This is a genomic window from Streptomyces hamibioticus, assembly GCF_047946815.1.
In the GTDB taxonomy this organism is placed as follows: Bacteria; Actinomycetota; Actinomycetes; order Streptomycetales; family Streptomycetaceae; genus Streptomyces.
The window spans coordinates 5,754,240-5,770,954 of sequence record NZ_JBKKQY010000001.1 but is presented as its reverse complement, the minus strand read 5'-3'; the positions used below and the strand labels follow the sequence as shown (position 1 = coordinate 5,770,954).

Below are 16,715 nucleotides of genomic sequence, written 5' to 3'. Positions count from 1 at the left end.
CGGAACCTTCACCCGAAGGTGTGGCCGGGGCTAGGGTCAGCACCATGATTGATCACGCTCATGACCTGGCGTCTGTACGTGACGCGACCGACCGGCTGCTCACCGCGGTCGGCAAACTGGGCAACGCGCACGTGACCGAGCCGTCACGGCTGCCGGGCTGGACCCGCGGCCATGTCCTCGCCCACATCGCCCGCAATGCGGACGCGCTCGTGAACGTCCTCGAGGGCCGCCCCATGTACGCCTCCGCCGAGGCCCGGGACGCCGACATCGAGCGGGACGCCCCGCGCCCGCTGGACGCCCAGCTCGCCGACGTGCGCGACAGCGGGGCCCGCTTCCAGGAGACCGGGGCCGCGCCGGCCGACTGGTCGCGCACGGTGGAACTGCGCAACGGGGTCACCGACTCGGCGTCCCGGGTGCCGTTCCGCCGGTGGGTCGAGGTCGAGCTGCACCACGTGGACCTCGGCATCGGGTACGAGCTGGAGGACCTCCCGGCGGAGTTCACGGAGCGGGAGATCGAGTTCCTCGCGGAGCGGTTCGCCGGCCACAAGGACGTCCCGGCCACCCGGCTCACGGACGGCACGCGCGCGTGGAGCACGGGCGGCGGCGCCGAGGGCGGCCCGGTCACCGTCGAGGGCACGGCCGCCGACCTGCTCGGCTGGCTCGCCGGGCGGCGCGACGGCTCGGGACTGACCGTGACGGGCGGGGCACTGCCGAAGCTGCCGCCGCTGTAGCCGCCACAGCCGGTGGTCAGCCGTCTGCGGACCGCTCTCCGGCGCTAGGCTGGCGGACATGACGTACAGCGGAGAGGTGCAGGTCGGCGGGCCCGCCGACGTGCACGAGCTCAAGGACCTGATGATCACCAAGATCGCGGTCGGTCCGATGGACAACAACGCCTATCTGCTGCGCTGCCGGGCCACCGACGAGCAGTTGCTCATCGACGCCGCCAACGACGCGGAGACGCTGCTGGGGACGATCGGTGGCGACGGCATCGCGTCCGTCGTCACCACCCACCGGCACGGCGACCACTGGCAGGCACTCGGCGAGGTCGTCGCCGCCACCGGCGCCCGCACCTACGCGGGCCGGTACGACGCCGAGGGCATCCCGGTGCCGACCGACGTCCTGGTCGACGACGGTGACACGATCCGGGTGGGGCGCGTGGAGCTGACCGCGCGCCACCTGGTGGGCCACACGCCGGGGTCCATCGTCCTGATCTACGACGACCCGCACGGGCACCCGCACGTCTTCACCGGCGACTGCCTCTTCCCCGGCGGGGTCGGCAACACCCACCGGGACCCGAAGGCGTTCGCGAGCCTGATCCACGACGTCGAGACCAAGCTCTTCGACGCGCTCCCGGACGAGACGTGGGTCTACCCCGGGCACGGCAACGACACGTCGCTGGGCGCGGAGCGCCCGCAACTGCCGGAGTGGCACGCGCGCGGGTGGTGAGCCGGGCGCCGCGCGGGTGAGGCGTGCCCCTCCGGGGCCCGGGGGCCCGGGCTCAGGTGGCGGCGTGTGCCGCCCCCGCGAGGGCCGCGACCCGCTCGACGCCGAACACGTACCCCTGGGCCCCGCACCCCGCGATGACGCCGTCGGCACGCAGCGACACGTAGGAGTGGTGCCGGAACTCCTCACGCTTGTGGATGTTGGAGATGTGGACCTCCACCACCGGAAGGCCGTCACAGGTGTTGAGCGCATCCAGGATCGCGACGGACGTGTGGGAGTAGGCGGCCGGGTTGATCACGATCCCGCAGTGATGCAGCCGCGCCTCGTGGATCCACTCCACCAGCTCCCCCTCGTGGTTGGACTGCCGGAAGTCCACCGTGCCGGCGTGCGCCGCCGCCGCCTCCGCACACATCGCCTCGATGTCGGCGAGGGTGTCGGAGCCGTAGATCTCCGGCTGCCGTCGGCCGAGGAGGTTCAGGTTGGGGCCGTTGAGGATCATGATCGGGGCGTTGGCCAGGGTGCGGGGCACGGTGGGGTTCCTCCGGTCCGGTTCGCGATGGGCGGTCCGGCCGGACCGCTGCCGACACCCGGTTTATCACGGTGCACGGCCACGGCGACCGGCCTCCCACAGCCCGGAGGAGCGCGCACAGTACGCGAAGGAACAGCGCGAGGCGGTTCGTCCCTTACGGGGGTGTGGTCCGCGTCGACGGTCCCGTGCGGCGCATCACCGTCACCTACTGACCCCGGTACTCCCCGCGCGCCCCGTAACCGGTGATCGCCGCGGGTGGTTGACGCGGCGTGAACGATGTATCCCCCGTCAGCAAAGCCCAGGCCGCTCCCTCCATGCTGCGGCTCGCCACCGCGTCGCTCGCCGGGACGGCGATCGAGTTCTACGACTTCTTCGTCTACGGGACCGCGGCGGCGCTGGTGCTGGGGCCGCTGTTCTTCCCGACGTTCTCGCCGCTGGCGGGGACGCTGGCCGCGTTCGCGACGTTCGGGGTCGGGTTCCTGGCCCGGCCGCTGGGCTCGGTGCTGTTCGGGCACATCGGGGACCGGCACGGCAGGCGTCCGGTCCTCGTCGCCTCACTGCTGCTGACCGGTGCCTCGACGGTCGCGGTCGGCTGCGTGCCGACGTACGACACGATCGGCCTGACCGCTCCCCTGCTGCTGGTCACCCTGCGCTTCCTTCAGGGACTGGGGCTGGGCGGGGAATGGGGCGGTGCCGTACTGCTCACCGTGGAGCACGCGCCCGCCGGCCGGCGCGGGCTGTGGTCGAGCTTCCCGCAGATCGGGCCGGCGCTCGGCTTCCTGCTCGCCAACGGCGTGGTGCTGGCGCTGTCGCAGGTACTGACCGACGCGCAGTTCGCCGCATGGGGGTGGCGGGTGCCGTTCTGGGTGGCGGGGGTGCTGGCGCTGGTGGGGCTGTGGCTGCGGTCGTCGCTCGCCGAGAGCCCGGGCTTCCTGGCCATCGACGACCACGCGCGCGTGCCGCTCGCCGAGGTGGTGCGGCACCACTGGCGGCTCGTCCTGCTCACCGCCGGGGCGCTCGCGGTCGGATACGCGATCTTCTACGCCGTGTCCACCTGGTCCCTGGCGTACGCCACGGAGCGGCTCGGCGTGGACCGTGGCGTGGTCCTCGCCTGCATCATGGCCGCGGTGCTGGTAAAGGGCGCGCTCACCCCGGTGGCGGCGCTGCTCGGCGACCGCCACGGGCGCCGGCCGCTGTGCCTGGCCGGGTGCACGGCCGCCGCCCTGTGGATGTTCCCCATGGTGGCGCTGCTGGCCACCGGCGAGCCGTTGCCGATGTTCCTCGGCTTCCTGGGAGCGATGCTCGCCTTCATCACGATGTTCGCGGTGATCGCCGCCTATCTGCCGGAGCTGTACGAGCCCCGGGTGCGGTGCACCGGCGCCGCCGTGGGCTACAACCTCGGCGGGGTCCTCGGGGGCGCACTCACCCCGATCGTGGCGACGGCGCTGGCCGAGCAGGGCGGTCGGGTGCCCTGGGGTGTGGGCGCCTACCTGACCGGCGTCGCGCTGCTCAGCCTGGGCTGTTTCGCGCTGCTGCCGGAGACGCGCCCGGTCCCGGAGCCCGCCGTCGCGGTGAAGCCCGTCTCCACCGGCTGAGCGCGGGTCCATGGGCTCAGCGCCGGTCTACGGGTTGACGGCCAGCTCCAGATAGGCCGCGAACAGCACCGGGTGGACGCCACCCTGCAGCGGCGTGGCGCGGCCCGGTACGACGGTCAGCGAGCCGACCACCACGGTCAGGGCGAGCAGCACCATGTGGGTGGAGCCGAGGCCGAGGACGAGCGGCCCGGCGCCGTTGCAGGTGATCATGACGGCGGCGAAGACGGTGTCCCGGGCCAGGGCCGAGCCCTTGTCGCCGCCGTCCGCCATGAGGGTCACGATGAGGGCGACCTCGATGACCGTGACGGCGACGGCGAGGACCAGGGAGCCGAAGGGCTCGCCGACCCGGTGCGCGACGACCTCGGCATGATGGACGGCGGCCAGGACGGACCCGGCGAGGACGAGCGTCGCCAGGGCGACGACCACACCGGGCAGATCGCGTCCCCAGGTGAACACGCAGCACGACCGCGACCACGGGCACGACGGTCGTCCACTGCGTCATGAGCGCCCTGGACCGAGTGATCATGCAGTGATCGTCGCAGAGGGGCACGGGCCCCGCACGCCGGTCGTGCCACGGCGGGAGCGCCGGGAGCGGCGGCCGGCTCTCGCCGCGCACCGCTCCCGGCGCTCAAGGTTTTCCGCCCGGGGCCCCGGTGTCCGGAGGGCGTCAGACGTCGACGCTGTCCTTGGTGACGCCACCGCCCTGGGAGCCCTCCGCCTCGGCCGCCGCCTGCTTCTTGGAGGCGCGCAGGCTGGTGATCGTGGTGATGATCAGGACCGAGCAGATGACCCCCAGCGAGACCGGGATGCTGATCTCCGGGACATGGACGCCGGACTCGTGGAGCGCGTGCAGCACCAGCTTGACGCCGATGAAGGCCAGGATGACCGACAGACCGTACGAGAGGTGGATCAGCTTCTTCAGCAGGCCGCCGATGAGGAAGTACAGCTGCCGCAGCCCCATCAGGGCGAAGGCGTTGGCCGTGAAGACGATGTACGGGTCCTGGGTCAGACCGAAGATCGCGGGGATCGAGTCGAGCGCGAAGAGCACGTCCGTGGTGCCGATCGCGAGCATCACCACCAGCATCGGGGTCATGACCCGCTTGCCGTTCTCCTGGATCCACAGCTTGGTGCCGTGGTACCGGTCGGCGACACCGAAGCGGCGCTCCGCGGCCTTGAGGAGCTTGTTCTCCTCGTACTCCTCGTCCTGCTCCTCGGCCCGGGCCTCCTGGATGAGCTTCCAGGCGGTCCAGATCAGGAAGGCGCCGAAGAGGTAGAAGACCCACGAGAAGTTGGCGATGATCGCGGCGCCCGCGGCGATGAACACGGCCCTGAGCACCAGGGCTATGAGCACGCCGATGAGCAGCACACGCTGCTGGTACTGCGACGGCACCGCGAACTTCGCCATGATCAGGACGAAGACGAAGAGGTTGTCGACGCTCAGCGACTTCTCGGTGATGAAGCCGGCGAAGAACTCACCGGCGGGCTGGCCGCCGCCGAAGACGAACAGGCCGATACCGAAGAGACCGGCCAGGACGATCCAGACGACCGTCCAGATTCCGGCTTCCTTGATCGATACATCGTGCGGTTTGCGGCCGATGAAGAAATCGACGGCAATGAGGGCGGCAAGGCCCAGGACGGTCAGGACCCACAGGGTCGTCGAAACTTCCACTACGCCTCCGGCAGTACGTCACACGGCAGATGTCAGCGTCGTCGCTGCCGGAGGTCTCTTCCACCCCGGGCGTCCGGCGCGTGTGACGCGCATGGAAGCCCGCGGGCCGACGCCCCGGGATCTGGCCTGATCCGTATTGACGGGTACGCCGCAGCAGACAGGGAGTACTCCCCTCCGTACGGAGGACACTACTTGATTCCCCAAGGGAAGGTAAAGAGATTTGCAAATAAAGCTCAAAGGGGCTGGTGGGAGCCCTTTACCTGCTCATGGACCTACCGGTTCCACGCGCGCCGGGCCGCGGCGACCTGGGTGAGCACCTGCTGGAGCACCTGGCTGCCGGGCGGCACGAGCGAGGGCTCATACGTCCAGGCGTGCCCGACCCACGGGTCGGCGAGGTGGTCGTCGGCCACCGGGGTCAGACGCAGCAGCGCCCGCCACAGCGGGTCGAGCAGCGGGCCGTAGCCGGTGGACTCCTCGCGGTCGGCGACCATCATCAGATGGACACCGACGGACGGGCCCTCGTCCGCGAGGTAGCGGAGCTGGTTGACCGCCCGGTCGTCGAAGCCGTGCGGGAAGTCGTTGACGATCAGCAGTTGCTGGGAGGTGTCGAAGCCGGGCGGGAGCGAGTCGGCGGCGCCGCCGCGCACCGCCATCTGCACCAGGTCGACGCGCTGGGTGAGCCGGGCGAGGACGTCCGCGACGCCCGCGGCGCCGAGCGCGGGCGGGCCGGCGAGCACGCCGGCCCGCACCAGCGGAGTCAGTGCCTGAGCGCCCGATCCGGCCGGGTCGGCCACGTGCACGGTGAACTCGCCGGCCGGGTGGACCGCGAGCAGCCGGGCTGCGTGCGCCACGGCCGCCTCCAGGGCGAGGCGCCGCAGTTCATGGGAGTCGGCGAAGGTCCCGTCGGGCGAGCCGGCCCGTCCGCTGTCGATCCACAGTCCGCGCTCCAGCGGCAGCCGGACCAGCAGCGGAATGCGTATCCGGTCGGCCTCGGGCAGATGCAGGTCGCCCAGGCGCAGGGCCATGGGGATCTCCATCGGCACGCGGTAGCCGTGCCAGACGGGGTTGTCCCAGCGGGCGTAGGCGGGCGGCAGGGCGGGCTCGACCACCTCCGCCTCGGCGGCGAGCTGGGCGAGGTCGCGGTCGAGGGCCTCCGCGGCCTGGGCGACCAGCGCGCCGTGCCGGGCACGGGCCGCCTCGCGTGCGGCGTCGCCCTGTCCGCCGGTGCGGCTGCGCGGGTCGGACAGGACCTGGTCGAGCTCCTTCTCCATGCGGGAGTCGGCGAAGTCGACGGCGCTGCGGTAGGCGGCCGTGGTGCGGGCCAGGTCCTCGAACATGCCCCACACCTGGTTGTAGAGCCGCTCGTCCATGGACCAGCCGGTCGCGTCGCCGGCCACGGGCTGCGCGGGCTGTCCGGGAGCGGCCGGGGGTGCGGTCGGCGGGGGCGGGGGCGGGGCGGCGTTCCGGCGGCGTGGGTGGCTGTAGTCGATGGGCGCCCCGGCGGTCGGCGCCGACGGCTCGGTGGCGGGGGTGTCCCCCGCGCCACCGGCGTACGGCTGCTGCTGCGGGCCGGGCCGTCCCGGCGCGCCGGGCGTGCCCTGAGCGTCGTACGGGCCTGTCGGCGGCACGGGCCCCGGGGCGGCCTGCGGTGCCGTGCCGCCGTGGTCCGGGCCGAGGGCCGGGGCGGCGGCCTGCCAGGAGCGGTCGCCGTCCGCGGTGCGTGGCGGAGGGGCCGGCACCGAGCGGGCCAGTCCGCGGGCCACCGCCTCGTGGATGCCCGCGGCGAGCGAGTGGGCCTCGGGCAGGCCCTGATCGGTGAGCAGCTCGGCGAGGCCGCCCGCATAGCCCTGGCCGACCGCGCGGACCTTCCACGCGCCCTGCCTGCGATAGATCTCCAGGGCGACGACGGCCGACTCGGCGTCGAGGCCGGTGATGGTGTAGCTGGCGATCTCCGCGCCGTCGAGACCGGTGACGGCGACGAAGGGGGCGGCCACGGCGCCGAAGCGGGCCGGGGCCTGGGCCGCCGTACCGGCGGTGGGCAGCGCGAGCAGCACGGTGACGCGGTGCACGGCGTCCGGCACGGCGTCCAGGTCCACCGCGAGGCGGTGGTCGGCGGCGGCCTGGCGGGAGACCTCCAGGCCGGGCCGCGTGGGCGTACCGGGGTGGGCGACCGACTCGGCCCCGTGGACCTTGCCGTTCTCGTCGGCTGACGTGGCCGCGGCAACGACCGGTGTGCCGGCCGAGACCCGGATCTCCAGGCGGGTCCGGGAGAGCGGGTGGTTCTGCCCTCGCACCAGCTCGGCCGTCATCGCCTTCCCCCCTGCGTCACTCGCGTGTCACTCGTGCTCTGTCGTGCGGCTGGCCGACCGGTCGCCGGACAGGGCCGGCCGGCGTCCGTCTCGTCCGGCCGTCCAGTCCGCTGTCCAGTCCGGCCGTGCCGTCCGGCTGCCCCCCGTCCGGCAGTGTCGTCCGGTCGTCTCAGAGGGCGGGCAGGATCGCCGGCATCAGGTCCTGGAAGGTGCGGCCGTTGGCCGGGGCGCCGAGGGCCGTCATGGACCAGCCCTGGCCCGCGCGGTGCACCTTCGCCATGATCTGGGCCGTGTAGGCGCCGCCGCCGGCCAGCGTGTAGCGGGCGAGCTCCTGGCCGTTGGCCTCGTCGACCAGGCGGCAGAAGGCGTTCTGCACCTCCTGGAAGGTCTGGCCGGTGAAGGAGTTCACGGTGAAGACGATCTGGTCGATGTGGACCGGGACGCGCTGCAGGTCGACGAGGATCGCCTCGTCGTCGCCGCCCTGGCCGACACCGCCGACGAGGTTGTCGCCGGTGTGGCGCACCGAGCCGTCGTCGCTCACCAGGTGGCGGAAGAAGACCACGTCGACCGGCTGCTTGTCCGCGAACAGGACGGCGGAGGCGTCCAGGTCGATCTCCCGCGTACGCGACCCGAACAGGCCGCGCCGGGGAGCCGCCTGCCAGCCGAGACCCATGCGCACCGACGTCAGGCTGCCGCCGTCGTCCTTCTGCAGACTGATTGCCTGACCCTTGGTCATGTTGACGGTCACGGGCTGATCCCCTCTCGAACTGTCCCCTGTTGCCGCGGCGCCCGCGGTTGACCAGAACCCTACGCAGGGGCACTGACAGTGCCGTACCCAGGCCCGCGCTTTGTGTCGGTCTTGCAACACAGCGCGTGCCCGGGCGCGGCGTCAGGCCAGTCCGGCCTCCCTCATCTGGCGCAGCTCCTTCTTCATCTCGGACACCTCGTCGCGCAGCCTGGCCGCGATCTCGAACTGGAGGTCCGCGGCGGCCGCCCGCATGCGCGAGGTCATCTCCTCGATCTGCTCGGCGAGTTCGGCCGCGGGGCGGTCGGTGGGCACCGTCTCCTTGGCCGCCCTGCCCTTGCCCTTGGCCGTCTTGGCGCCGTTCGCCCCCTTGCCGCCGAGGGCGGGCACCGGGGCCTTGGCGCCCTTTCCGTCCTTGGCCTGGCCGCGGTATCCCGAGCCGAGCAGCTGCTCGGTGTCCACGTCCTCGCGGGCGATCTGCGCGACGATGTCGTTGATCTTCTTGCGCAGCGGCTGGGGGTCGATGCCGTTCGCCTTGTTGAAGGCGACCTGCTTCTCCCGGCGGCGGTTGGTCTCCTCGATCGCCTTCTCCATCGCCGGAGTGATCTTGTCGGCGTACATGTGGACCTGGCCGGAGACATTGCGCGCCGCACGGCCGATGGTCTGGATCAGGGAGGTGCCGGAGCGCAGGAAGCCCTCCTTGTCGGCGTCGAGGATCGCCACCAGGGACACCTCGGGCAGGTCGAGGCCCTCCCGGAGGAGGTTGATGCCGACCAGGACGTCGTACTCGCCGGCGCGCAGTTCGCGGAGGAGTTCGACGCGGCGCAGGGTGTCGACGTCGCTGTGCAGGTAGCGGACCTGGATGCCCAGTTCCAGGAAGTAGTCGGTGAGGTCCTCGGCCATCTTCTTGGTGAGCGTGGTGACGAGGACGCGCTCGTCCTTCTCGGTGCGCTTGCGGATCTCGTGCACCAGGTCGTCGATCTGGCCCTCGGTGGGCTTGACGACGACCTCCGGGTCGACGAGGCCGGTGGGGCGGATGATCTGCTCGACGACGCCGTCCGAGCGGGACAGCTCGTACTGCCCGGGGGTGGCCGACAGGTAGACGGTCTGGCCGATGCGCTCCTGGAACTCCTCCCACTTCAGAGGGCGGTTGTCCAGGGCGGAGGGCAGCCGGAAGCCGTGGTCGACGAGGGTGCGCTTGCGGGAGGCGTCGCCCTCGTACATGGCGCCGATCTGCGGCACGGTGACGTGCGACTCGTCGATGACGAGGAGGAAGTCGTCCGGGAAGTAGTCCAGCAGGGTGTTGGGCGGGGAGCCGGGTGAGCGGCCGTCAAAGTGCATCGAGTAGTTCTCGACGCCGGAGCAGGAACCGATCTGGCGGAGCATCTCGATGTCGTACGTGGTGCGCATCCGCAGGCGCTGGGCCTCCAGGAGCTTGCCCTGCTTCTCCAGCTCGGCCAGGCGCTCGGCCAGCTCCTTCTCGATGTCGTTGACGGCCCGCTCCAGACGCTCGGGACCCGCCACGTAGTGGGACGCCGGGAAGACGTAGAGCTGCTGGTCGTCGCTGATGATCTCGCCGGTGAGCGGGTGCAGCGTGGACAGGGCCTCGATCTCGTCGCCGAACATCTCGATGCGGACGGCGAGCTCCTCGTAGACCGGGAAGATCTCGATGGTGTCGCCGCGCACCCGGAAGGTGCCGCGGGTGAAGGCCATGTCGTTGCGCGTGTACTGGATGTCCACGAAGCGGCGCAGCAGCTGGTCCCGGTCGATCTCGTCGCCGACCCGCAGAGGGACCATGCGGTCCACGTACTCCTGCGGCGTGCCCAGGCCGTAGATGCAGGAGACCGAGGCGACCACGACGACGTCACGGCGGGTGAGCAGCGAGTTGGTCGCGGAGTGGCGCAGGCGCTCGACCTCCTCGTTGATCGAGGAGTCCTTCTCGATGTAGGTGTCCGACTGCGGGACGTAGGCCTCGGGCTGGTAGTAGTCGTAGTACGAGACGAAGTACTCGACCGCGTTGTTCGGCAGCAGCTCGCGGAACTCGTTCGCCAGCTGGGCGGCCAGCGTCTTGTTGGGGGCCATCACCAGGGTGGGGCGCTGGAGCTTCTCGATCATCCACGCCGTGGTGGCGGACTTGCCGGTGCCGGTGGCGCCGAGCAGGACGACGTCCTTCTCACCTGCTTCGATGCGCCGGGCGAGGTCGGCGATGGCCGCCGGCTGGTCGCCGCTGGGCTGGTAGGGGCTGACGACCTCGAAGGGCGCCACCGTGCGTTCGATCTGGGAAACGGGCCGCATGGGATCCACCGTACGACTCCGCACTGACAACGGGCCGGGGTCAGCGGCTCTGCGGGGTGCGGGAGCGGCGGTGGACGACGGTACGGCGGGTCCGCAGCGGGGGGTGGTGCGCCGGGTGGTGGGGCACGTGGCGGACGGCCGTGCGGGCGGGGACGCCCGGTTTCCGCTCGGCCGGTACCCAGGCGGGCTGTCCGCCCAGCATCAGCGGGTCGAACAGCACCACGGCCCCTGCCAGGAGGAGGAAGGCGAGCGGGCCGATCAGCATGGGTGCCAGCAGGGCTGCGGGCGACTCGCCGGAGCTGGGCTCGGCCGTGCCGTGGACGTGGACCTCGAGCGCGGCCATGCCCATGTAGTGCATGCCGCTCACGGCGAGGCCCATCACCAGGCTCGCCCCCAGGCTCCACCGCAGCCCCCGGACCTGCCCGGCCGACCACAGGGCGGCGGTGGCGGCGACCATGGCGATCACCACGGACACGGCCACGGTGAAGGTGTTGTACCTCAGCTCGCCGTCGAAGCGCATGCTCGCCATGCCCAGGTAGTGCATCGAGGCGATCCCCAGCCCGGTGATGGTGCCGCCGGTGAACAGGGCCGCGCCCTGGGCGCCGCGGTAGCCGACGATGAAGATCCCGATACCCACCATGACGATGGCGACGGCCAGGCTCGCGAACGTGATCGCCGTGTCGTAGCGGATCGGTGTGCCCTCGATCGCGAAGCCCATCATCGCGATGAAGTGCATGGTCCATATGCCGGAGCCGATCGCCGCCGCGCCGAGGGCGAGCCATCCGGGCCTCCAGGACTGGGCGACCCGCAGGGACCTGGCGGTGCAGCGCAGACCGAGCGCGCCGCCGAGGCAGGCCATGAGATAGGCCACCAGCGGTGTGACGATCCCGTAATTGAATCCGTCGACCGTGCCGTGCATGCGCGGCTGTCCCTCCGCCCTCTTCCGTCCCGGATTTCCCCGTTGTGCGCCCCCTCCCAGGACCGCACGAACGGTCAGGGTTGAGGCAGAGAGTATGACTCCCACCGGAATGGCCGAACGATTCTGCGGCAAAGAATCACGGCTCTGCCCCAGTTGTGCCGCCCCGGTGAGCGGAGTTGAGCATCTCCATTCAGTCAATGGCCATCCCGTACCCCTCTGCTGTTGACCCTCTGCTGTCACAGTGAAGCTGTCCGTGATCGATCGACGCGAGGAGTACGCATGCACGCGCGTGCAGTTGCCGTCACGACCACCGCGCTCCTCGGGGCCACCGCGATGGCCCCGGCCTCCCCGGCCCAGGCCACCCACACCGGCTCCGGGCCGACGGTGGTCGCCCACCGGGGCGCCTCCGCGTACGCCCCGGAGAACACTCTGGCCGCCGTCGACAAGGCGGCCGAGCTGGGCATCCGCTGGGTGGAGAACGACGTCCAGCGCACCAAGGACGGCGAGCTGGTCGTCCTCCACGACGACAACCTGAAGCGTACGACCAACGTCGAACAGGTCTTCCCCGACCGGGCACCGTGGAAGGTGAAGGACTTCACCGCCGCCGAGATCGCGCGGCTGGACGCCGGCAGCTGGTTCGACGACGACTACGCGGGCGCGCGCGTGCCGACGCTGAAGCAGTACGTCGAGCGCGTCGAGCGGCACCGCCAGAAGCTGCTGCTGGAGCTCAAGCATCCCCAGCTGTACCCGGGCATCGAACGGGACACCCTGAAGGTCCTCGCCAACGAGGGCTGGCTCGACCGGCGGCACGTCAACGGCCGGCTGATCGTGCAGAGCTTCAGCGCGGACAGCATCCGGACCGTCCACGAGCTGAAGCCGGCCGTCAAGACCGGCTTCCTCGGCACGCCGTCGGTGAACGAGCTGCCCGAGTACTCCGAGTTCGCCGACCAGATCAACCCCTCGCACGGCAGCCTCTCGATGAGCTACGTGTCCGCCGTGCACGCGTTCACGGGTCCGCACGGCAGGCCGATGGAGGTGCTGACCTGGACCGTGGACGACGCGGACACGGCCCGGCGGGTCGCCCGGTACGGAGTCGACGGCATCATCACGAACAAGCCCGACGTGGTCCGGGACGCCGTGCGCGGGAAGGACGCCGTGCGCGGGTGGGCCGACTCGGACGACGTCTGATCCGCACCGCGTCGAGGGGGCCGCGGACCGTCGCCGGCGGCGGACGACGGCCCGTGGCCCCGGCGTTGTCAGTGGCCCGTCGTACGGTGGGCGCATGGACAGCCATGGGCAGTACGAGCAGCGGGTCGTGTGGGCGCTCACCGACACCCGGATCGGTCCGCTGCTGCTGGCCGCCACCCGCGAGGGCCTGGTCAACGTCGTGTTCCACGCCAAGGGCCCGGTGCGCGACCGGGCGCTGGAGCGGCTCGCCTCCCGGCTGGGCGCCGAGCCCGTCGAGGAGTCCGGCTCTCCGCTGCTGGCGGAGGCGATACGTCAGGTCGAGGCGTACCTCGCGGGCGACCGGGTCGCCTTCGACCTGCCGCTGGACTGGTCGCTGATCTCGGGCTTCAACCGGGAGGTGCTGCGCGCGCTGGCGTCCGGCGTTCCCTACGGCTCGGTGGTCGCCTACGGCGATCTCGCCCACCGCCTGGGCCAGCCGGGCGCCGCCCAGGCGGTGGGCATGGCCATGGGGGCGAATCCGCTGCCGGTCGTCGTGCCCTGCCACCGGGTCGTGGAGAGCGACGGCGGCATCGGGGGGTTCGGGGGCGGTCTGGACACCAAGCGGCAGCTGCTCGCGCTGGAGGGCGTGCTGCCCGAGCCGCTGTTCTGAGGTGCCGCCGCGGGGTTCCGGCGCCCTGCCGCCGGCCGGCTAGGCGTAGTGCCGTGCCTCGAAGATGTTGCCGTCGGGGTCGCGGAAGTAGAAGCTGCGCCGGGCCGGGCCGCGGGCACCGTAGGCGTCGTACGAGAAGCCGGAGACCGGAACGCCCTGTTCCTCCAGTCGGCTGCGCAGCGCGTCGAAGTCCTGCTCCGGCAGGGCCAGGCAGACGTGGTTGACGGCGTGGCCGGCGCTCGCGGCGGCGCCGGGCAGCATGCCCATGCGCTCCGCCATGGTGAGCGGTGCGAGGTCGAAGATGGTCTCGTCGTTGAGGCGCACCGAGGGGAACGCCACCGTTCCCGCGGCGAACTCGGCGACCCTCAGGGGCTGCATCCCCAGGGCCTTCTCGTAGAAGGCCGCCGCGGCGACGGGGTCGCGCACCCAGAGGACCACGTGGTCGAGTCGCGTCGTGTTGTCGGTCATGGTCCCAGGTTCCTGGCCTCCCCGGCCGCCCGCAAGGGTTTGATCCGGTACGGCCCCCGCCAGGGATGAGGGAGGACCCGGCGGACAGGAGGCATACCCGTGGTGCTGGTGGTGTCGGAAGAGGTGCGGGAGGCGATCGACGCGCGTCGCCCGGTGGTGGCCCTGGAGTCCACGATCATCGCGCACGGGCTGCCCCGTCCGCGCAATCTGCAGGTGGCCGGGGAGCTGGAGCGGCTGGTGCGGCAGGAGGGTGCGGTACCGGCGACCATCGCCGTGCTGGACGGGCGGCCGCACGTCGGTCTGGCCAAGGAGCAGCTGGAACGGGTCGCCGACGAGGACGGCATCCGCAAGCTCGGCCATCGTGACCTGCCGCTCGCCGTGGCCTCGGGTGCGAGCGGCGCGACCACCGTCTCGGCGACCGCTCTGCTGGCGTCCCTGGCGGGCGTGCGGGTGTTCGCCACCGGGGGCCTCGGCGGGGTGCACCGGGAGTGGACGGTGACCCAGGACGAGTCGGCCGACCTGGGGCTGCTGGCGCGTACCCGGATCACGGTGGTGTGCGCGGGCGTGAAGTCCATCCTGGACGTGCCGGCGACGTTGCAGCGGCTGGAGACGCTGGGCGTCGCGGTGGCCGGGTACGGCACGGACCGCTTCCCCGGCTTCTACCTGTCCGACTCCGGGCATCCGGTGGACTGGACGCTGCGGACCCCGGAGCAGGTCGCGCAGGTCATGCGGGCGCAGGACGCGCTCGGGGCGCCGGAGTCGGCCCTGGTCGTCGCCAATCCGGTGCCCGAGGAGGAGCAGCTCGATCCCGAGGTGCACGCCCGCGTGCTCGCCGACGCGCTGCGCGCGTGCGAGGAGGAGGGGATCACCGGCCAGGCGGTCACGCCGTTCCTGCTCGACCACCTGGTGCGGCACACCGACGGGGCCTCGCTGGAGGCCAACCTGGCGGCGGTGCGCGGCAACGTACGGCTCGCGGCGCGCATCGCGGCGTCCTGGACCGCGGTGTGACCGCGCCGCCGGGGGGCGCGCTGCTGGTCGTCGGGGATGTCGTCACGGACGTCGTCGCCCGGCACCGGGGCCCGCTGGCCGCCGGTACGGACACGGCGGCCTCGATCCGGCGGCTGCCCGGCGGGGCGGGCGCCAACGTGGCCTGCTGGGCGGCCCATCGGGGGTGCAGGGAGGTGCGGCTGCTGGGACGGGTCGGCACGGACGCGGCGGACTGGCACGAGCGGGCACTGGCGGCCTGCGGCGTTCGCCCGCTTCTGGTCGTGGACGAGCAGGCGCCGACCGGGACGGTGATCTGCCTGGTCGACGGGGGCGCCGCGGCCGAGCGGACGTTCCTCACGGACAGTGGGGCATCGCTGCGGCTCGCTCCGGACGACTGGTCGGACGCGTTGCTCGACGGTGTCGCGCGCCTGCATCTGTCGGGCTACCTGCTGTTCTCCGGGCCGAGCCGCGCGCTGGTGGAGGCCGCCCTCACGGCGGCACGCGCGCGTGGCGTACCGGTGAGCCTGGACCCGGCCTCGGCGGGATTCCTCAGGGAACTGGGCGCCGGCCGTTTCCTGGGCCTGACCGGCGGGGTGGACGTCCTGCTGCCGAGCCGCGACGAGGCGTGCCTGCTCACCGGGCTGCCCGACGCGGCGGCCGCGGCGGCCGAGCTGAGCCGCCGGGTACCGCTGGTGGTCGTCAAGCTGGGCCCCGGCGGAGCGCTGGTGGCGTCCTCGGGCGCCGTGACCGCCCGCGTCCCCGCCGTACCGGCACGGCCCCGGGACACCACAGGGGCCGGTGACGCCTTCACGGGCGGGTTCCTCGCCGCCCTGCTCGCCGGGGCCGGACCGGAGGAAGCCGCGGAGGAGGGGTGCCGGGCGGGTGCCGTGGCGGTCGCCCGGATCGGAGGGAGGCCGCCCGGGCCGTAGGCGGCCGCTGGGTCGGGCGGCTTCGCAGGAGCGCCCGGAAGCGGCTCGGGAGGGAGCCGGAAGGCTCCGGAGCAGAGCCCGAAACAGTTGCGAAGGGGAGTCAACAGCGGCGAAAGGGAGTCCGGAAGCGGGCCGCGATGCGGGCTTCCGGCGGGGCCGTCCTATCCCTTGCGCCCCCAGGCCGAGATCATCGGCGCCGTCGCCAGGTCCATGGCGCCCGAGGCGACGTTCGCCAGGTGGCGGTCGATGTCCTCGTCCGTGGCGAGCCCCGCGGTGACGAGCTGGTCGCGGACCTGCCGGATGGTGGCGGACTCGAGGGTGGCGCAGGCGGCCGAGGTCACCGGGAAGTGGGCGTCGGCCTCCACCCGGCGCAGCCCCGCCTCGCGGAGCAGCCGCGGGAGCTGACGCCCGTAGGAGAGGTCGGTGCCCCGGCGGGCGAGCAGTTGGCGGAAGCCGTGCCGCAGCCGGTTGGCCAGCTGCTGCTCGGGGCCGTGCTCGTCGGGGCAGAGCAGGGGCTGCAGCGCGGGGTCGGCGTCCTCGACCAGCAGACGTCCGCCGGGGCGCAACGCCTTGACCATCGAGCGCAACGCCCGCTCCCGCTCCGGCACATGGACGAGGACGAGCCGGGCGTGGACCAGGTCGAACCCTTCCCCCGGCGGTTCCTGCGCCCCCACGTCGTGCACCCGGACCTCGACCGGTGGGCGGGCGGCCGGGGCGAGGCGCGAGGTGTCGATGTCCGTGGCGACGACCCTGCCGGTCGGGCCCACCTTCTTGGCCAGCCACGACACCACGGAGGTGCCTCCGGCACCGACCTCCCAGCAGCGCCAGCCGGGCCCGACACCGAGCGCTGCGAGGTGCCGGAACGTCGTGGGGTCGAAGAGGGCGGCGAAGGCGTCGAAGCGTTCCGCCGCCTCGGTCTGTCGGTTGTCGAGGAGGTGTCCGTCGGTTCGCGTCATGCGACGATCATCCCAGTTGCCCGGCTTGTCGGAA

At 72.2% G+C, this 16,715-nt stretch carries 15 protein-coding genes and 1 pseudogene; 7 read left to right on the top strand and 9 right to left on the bottom strand.

The features are described from left to right. Positions 1–44: 44 nt before the first annotated feature. Positions 45–731: a maleylpyruvate isomerase family mycothiol-dependent enzyme gene (locus ACLGIH_RS26165; RefSeq protein ID WP_416527732.1), complete on the top strand. Its 687-nt coding sequence runs from the start codon at positions 45–47 to the stop codon at positions 729–731. 58 nt (positions 732–789) lie between these two features. After that, complete coding sequence (locus ACLGIH_RS26160; RefSeq protein ID WP_416527731.1) at positions 790–1,446, top strand: MBL fold metallo-hydrolase; 657 nt, start codon at positions 790–792, stop codon at positions 1,444–1,446. A 52-nt stretch (positions 1,447–1,498) separates the two neighbouring features. Here the strand turns inward: ACLGIH_RS26160 and aroQ are convergent, their stop codons facing one another. Continuing rightward, positions 1,499–1,972, bottom strand: coding sequence for a type II 3-dehydroquinate dehydratase (gene aroQ, locus ACLGIH_RS26155; RefSeq protein WP_416527730.1), 474 nt, complete (start codon positions 1,970–1,972; stop codon positions 1,499–1,501). A gap of 314 nt (positions 1,973–2,286) precedes the next feature. Between aroQ and ACLGIH_RS26150 the strand changes: the two genes are divergently transcribed. Then, on the top strand, positions 2,287–3,567 hold the full coding sequence (locus ACLGIH_RS26150; RefSeq protein ID WP_416529477.1) for an MFS transporter: 1,281 nt from the start codon (positions 2,287–2,289) through the stop codon (positions 3,565–3,567). 27 nt (positions 3,568–3,594) lie between these two features. Here the strand turns inward: ACLGIH_RS26150 and ACLGIH_RS26145 are convergent. The 6 genes and pseudogenes from ACLGIH_RS26145 to ACLGIH_RS26120 all read right to left on the bottom strand — a co-directional run bounded on the left by ACLGIH_RS26145 (position 3,595) and on the right by ACLGIH_RS26120 (position 11,504). Further along, a pseudogene (locus ACLGIH_RS26145) lies at positions 3,595–4,093 on the bottom strand (hypothetical protein). 141 nt (positions 4,094–4,234) lie between these two features. Then, entirely contained in the window at positions 4,235–5,236 is a 1,002-nt protein-coding gene (locus ACLGIH_RS26140) for a TerC family protein (protein WP_416527729.1), read from the bottom strand. 272 nt (positions 5,237–5,508) lie between these two features. After that, positions 5,509–7,545, bottom strand: coding sequence for a TerD family protein (locus tag ACLGIH_RS26135; RefSeq protein WP_416527728.1), 2,037 nt, complete (start codon positions 7,543–7,545; stop codon positions 5,509–5,511). A 169-nt stretch (positions 7,546–7,714) separates the two neighbouring features. Continuing rightward, on the bottom strand, positions 7,715–8,293 hold the full coding sequence (locus tag ACLGIH_RS26130; RefSeq protein ID WP_416527727.1) for a TerD family protein: 579 nt from the start codon (positions 8,291–8,293) through the stop codon (positions 7,715–7,717). Between the two features lie 141 nt (positions 8,294–8,434). After that, complete coding sequence (uvrB, locus tag ACLGIH_RS26125) at positions 8,435–10,585, bottom strand: excinuclease ABC subunit UvrB (RefSeq protein WP_416527726.1); 2,151 nt, start codon at positions 10,583–10,585, stop codon at positions 8,435–8,437. Between the two features lie 40 nt (positions 10,586–10,625). Further along, on the bottom strand, positions 10,626–11,504 hold the full coding sequence (locus ACLGIH_RS26120) for an MHYT domain-containing protein (protein WP_416527725.1): 879 nt from the start codon (positions 11,502–11,504) through the stop codon (positions 10,626–10,628). Positions 11,505–11,783: 279 nt separating this feature from the next. Here ACLGIH_RS26120 and ACLGIH_RS26115 point away from each other — a divergent pair, with 279 nt between their 5' ends. Together ACLGIH_RS26115 and ACLGIH_RS26110 are read left to right on the top strand one after the other, a co-directional pair. Beyond that, entirely contained in the window at positions 11,784–12,692 is a 909-nt protein-coding gene (locus ACLGIH_RS26115; protein ID WP_416527724.1) for a glycerophosphodiester phosphodiesterase, read from the top strand. 94 nt (positions 12,693–12,786) lie between these two features. Continuing rightward, positions 12,787–13,341 (top strand): methylated-DNA--[protein]-cysteine S-methyltransferase, encoded by a 555-nt coding sequence (locus tag ACLGIH_RS26110; RefSeq protein ID WP_416527723.1) that lies wholly within the window; start codon positions 12,787–12,789, stop codon positions 13,339–13,341. 39 nt (positions 13,342–13,380) lie between these two features. Here ACLGIH_RS26110 and ACLGIH_RS26105 read toward each other — a convergent pair whose 3' ends face one another. Then, on the bottom strand, positions 13,381–13,809 hold the full coding sequence (locus ACLGIH_RS26105) for a VOC family protein (protein WP_416527722.1): 429 nt from the start codon (positions 13,807–13,809) through the stop codon (positions 13,381–13,383). A gap of 99 nt (positions 13,810–13,908) precedes the next feature. On the opposite strand from ACLGIH_RS26105, the gene ACLGIH_RS26100 reads away from it, so the two are divergent. Both ACLGIH_RS26100 and ACLGIH_RS26095 read left to right on the top strand, forming a co-directional pair. Beyond that, on the top strand, positions 13,909–14,817 hold the full coding sequence (locus ACLGIH_RS26100) for a pseudouridine-5'-phosphate glycosidase (protein WP_416527721.1): 909 nt from the start codon (positions 13,909–13,911) through the stop codon (positions 14,815–14,817). Then, positions 14,814–15,725 (top strand): carbohydrate kinase family protein, encoded by a 912-nt coding sequence (locus ACLGIH_RS26095; protein WP_416527720.1) that lies wholly within the window; start codon positions 14,814–14,816, stop codon positions 15,723–15,725. The genes ACLGIH_RS26100 and ACLGIH_RS26095 overlap by 4 nt, the downstream gene beginning before the upstream one ends. Before the next feature lie 161 nt (positions 15,726–15,886). On the opposite strand, the gene ACLGIH_RS26090 is transcribed toward ACLGIH_RS26095, so the two are convergent. Then, positions 15,887–16,681 carry a methyltransferase gene (locus tag ACLGIH_RS26090; RefSeq protein WP_416527719.1) on the bottom strand — a complete coding sequence of 265 codons (795 nt, stop codon included), beginning with the start codon at positions 16,679–16,681 and terminating at the stop codon, positions 15,887–15,889. Positions 16,682–16,715: the final 34 nt, after the last annotated feature.

What these genes read in the sequence shown, in the direction of transcription:
- ACLGIH_RS26165 (WP_416527732.1), top strand. Translation starts at nt 45, where the DNA reads ATGATTGATCACGCTCATGACCTGGCGTCTGTACGTGACGCGACCGAC.
- ACLGIH_RS26160 (WP_416527731.1), top strand. Translation starts at nt 790, where the DNA reads ATGACGTACAGCGGAGAGGTGCAGGTCGGCGGGCCCGCCGACGTGCAC.
- ACLGIH_RS26110 (WP_416527723.1), top strand. Translation starts at nt 12,787, where the DNA reads ATGGACAGCCATGGGCAGTACGAGCAGCGGGTCGTGTGGGCGCTCACC.
- ACLGIH_RS26090 (WP_416527719.1), bottom strand. Translation starts at nt 16,681, where the DNA reads ATGACGCGAACCGACGGACACCTCCTCGACAACCGACAGACCGAGGCG.
- uvrB (WP_416527726.1), bottom strand. Translation starts at nt 10,585, where the DNA reads ATGCGGCCCGTTTCCCAGATCGAACGCACGGTGGCGCCCTTCGAGGTC.
- ACLGIH_RS26120 (WP_416527725.1), bottom strand. Translation starts at nt 11,504, where the DNA reads ATGCACGGCACGGTCGACGGATTCAATTACGGGATCGTCACACCGCTG.
- ACLGIH_RS26135 (WP_416527728.1), bottom strand. Translation starts at nt 7,545, where the DNA reads ATGACGGCCGAGCTGGTGCGAGGGCAGAACCACCCGCTCTCCCGGACC.
- ACLGIH_RS26115 (WP_416527724.1), top strand. Translation starts at nt 11,784, where the DNA reads ATGCACGCGCGTGCAGTTGCCGTCACGACCACCGCGCTCCTCGGGGCC.
- ACLGIH_RS26105 (WP_416527722.1), bottom strand. Translation starts at nt 13,809, where the DNA reads ATGACCGACAACACGACGCGACTCGACCACGTGGTCCTCTGGGTGCGC.
- ACLGIH_RS26150 (WP_416529477.1), top strand. Translation starts at nt 2,287, where the DNA reads ATGCTGCGGCTCGCCACCGCGTCGCTCGCCGGGACGGCGATCGAGTTC.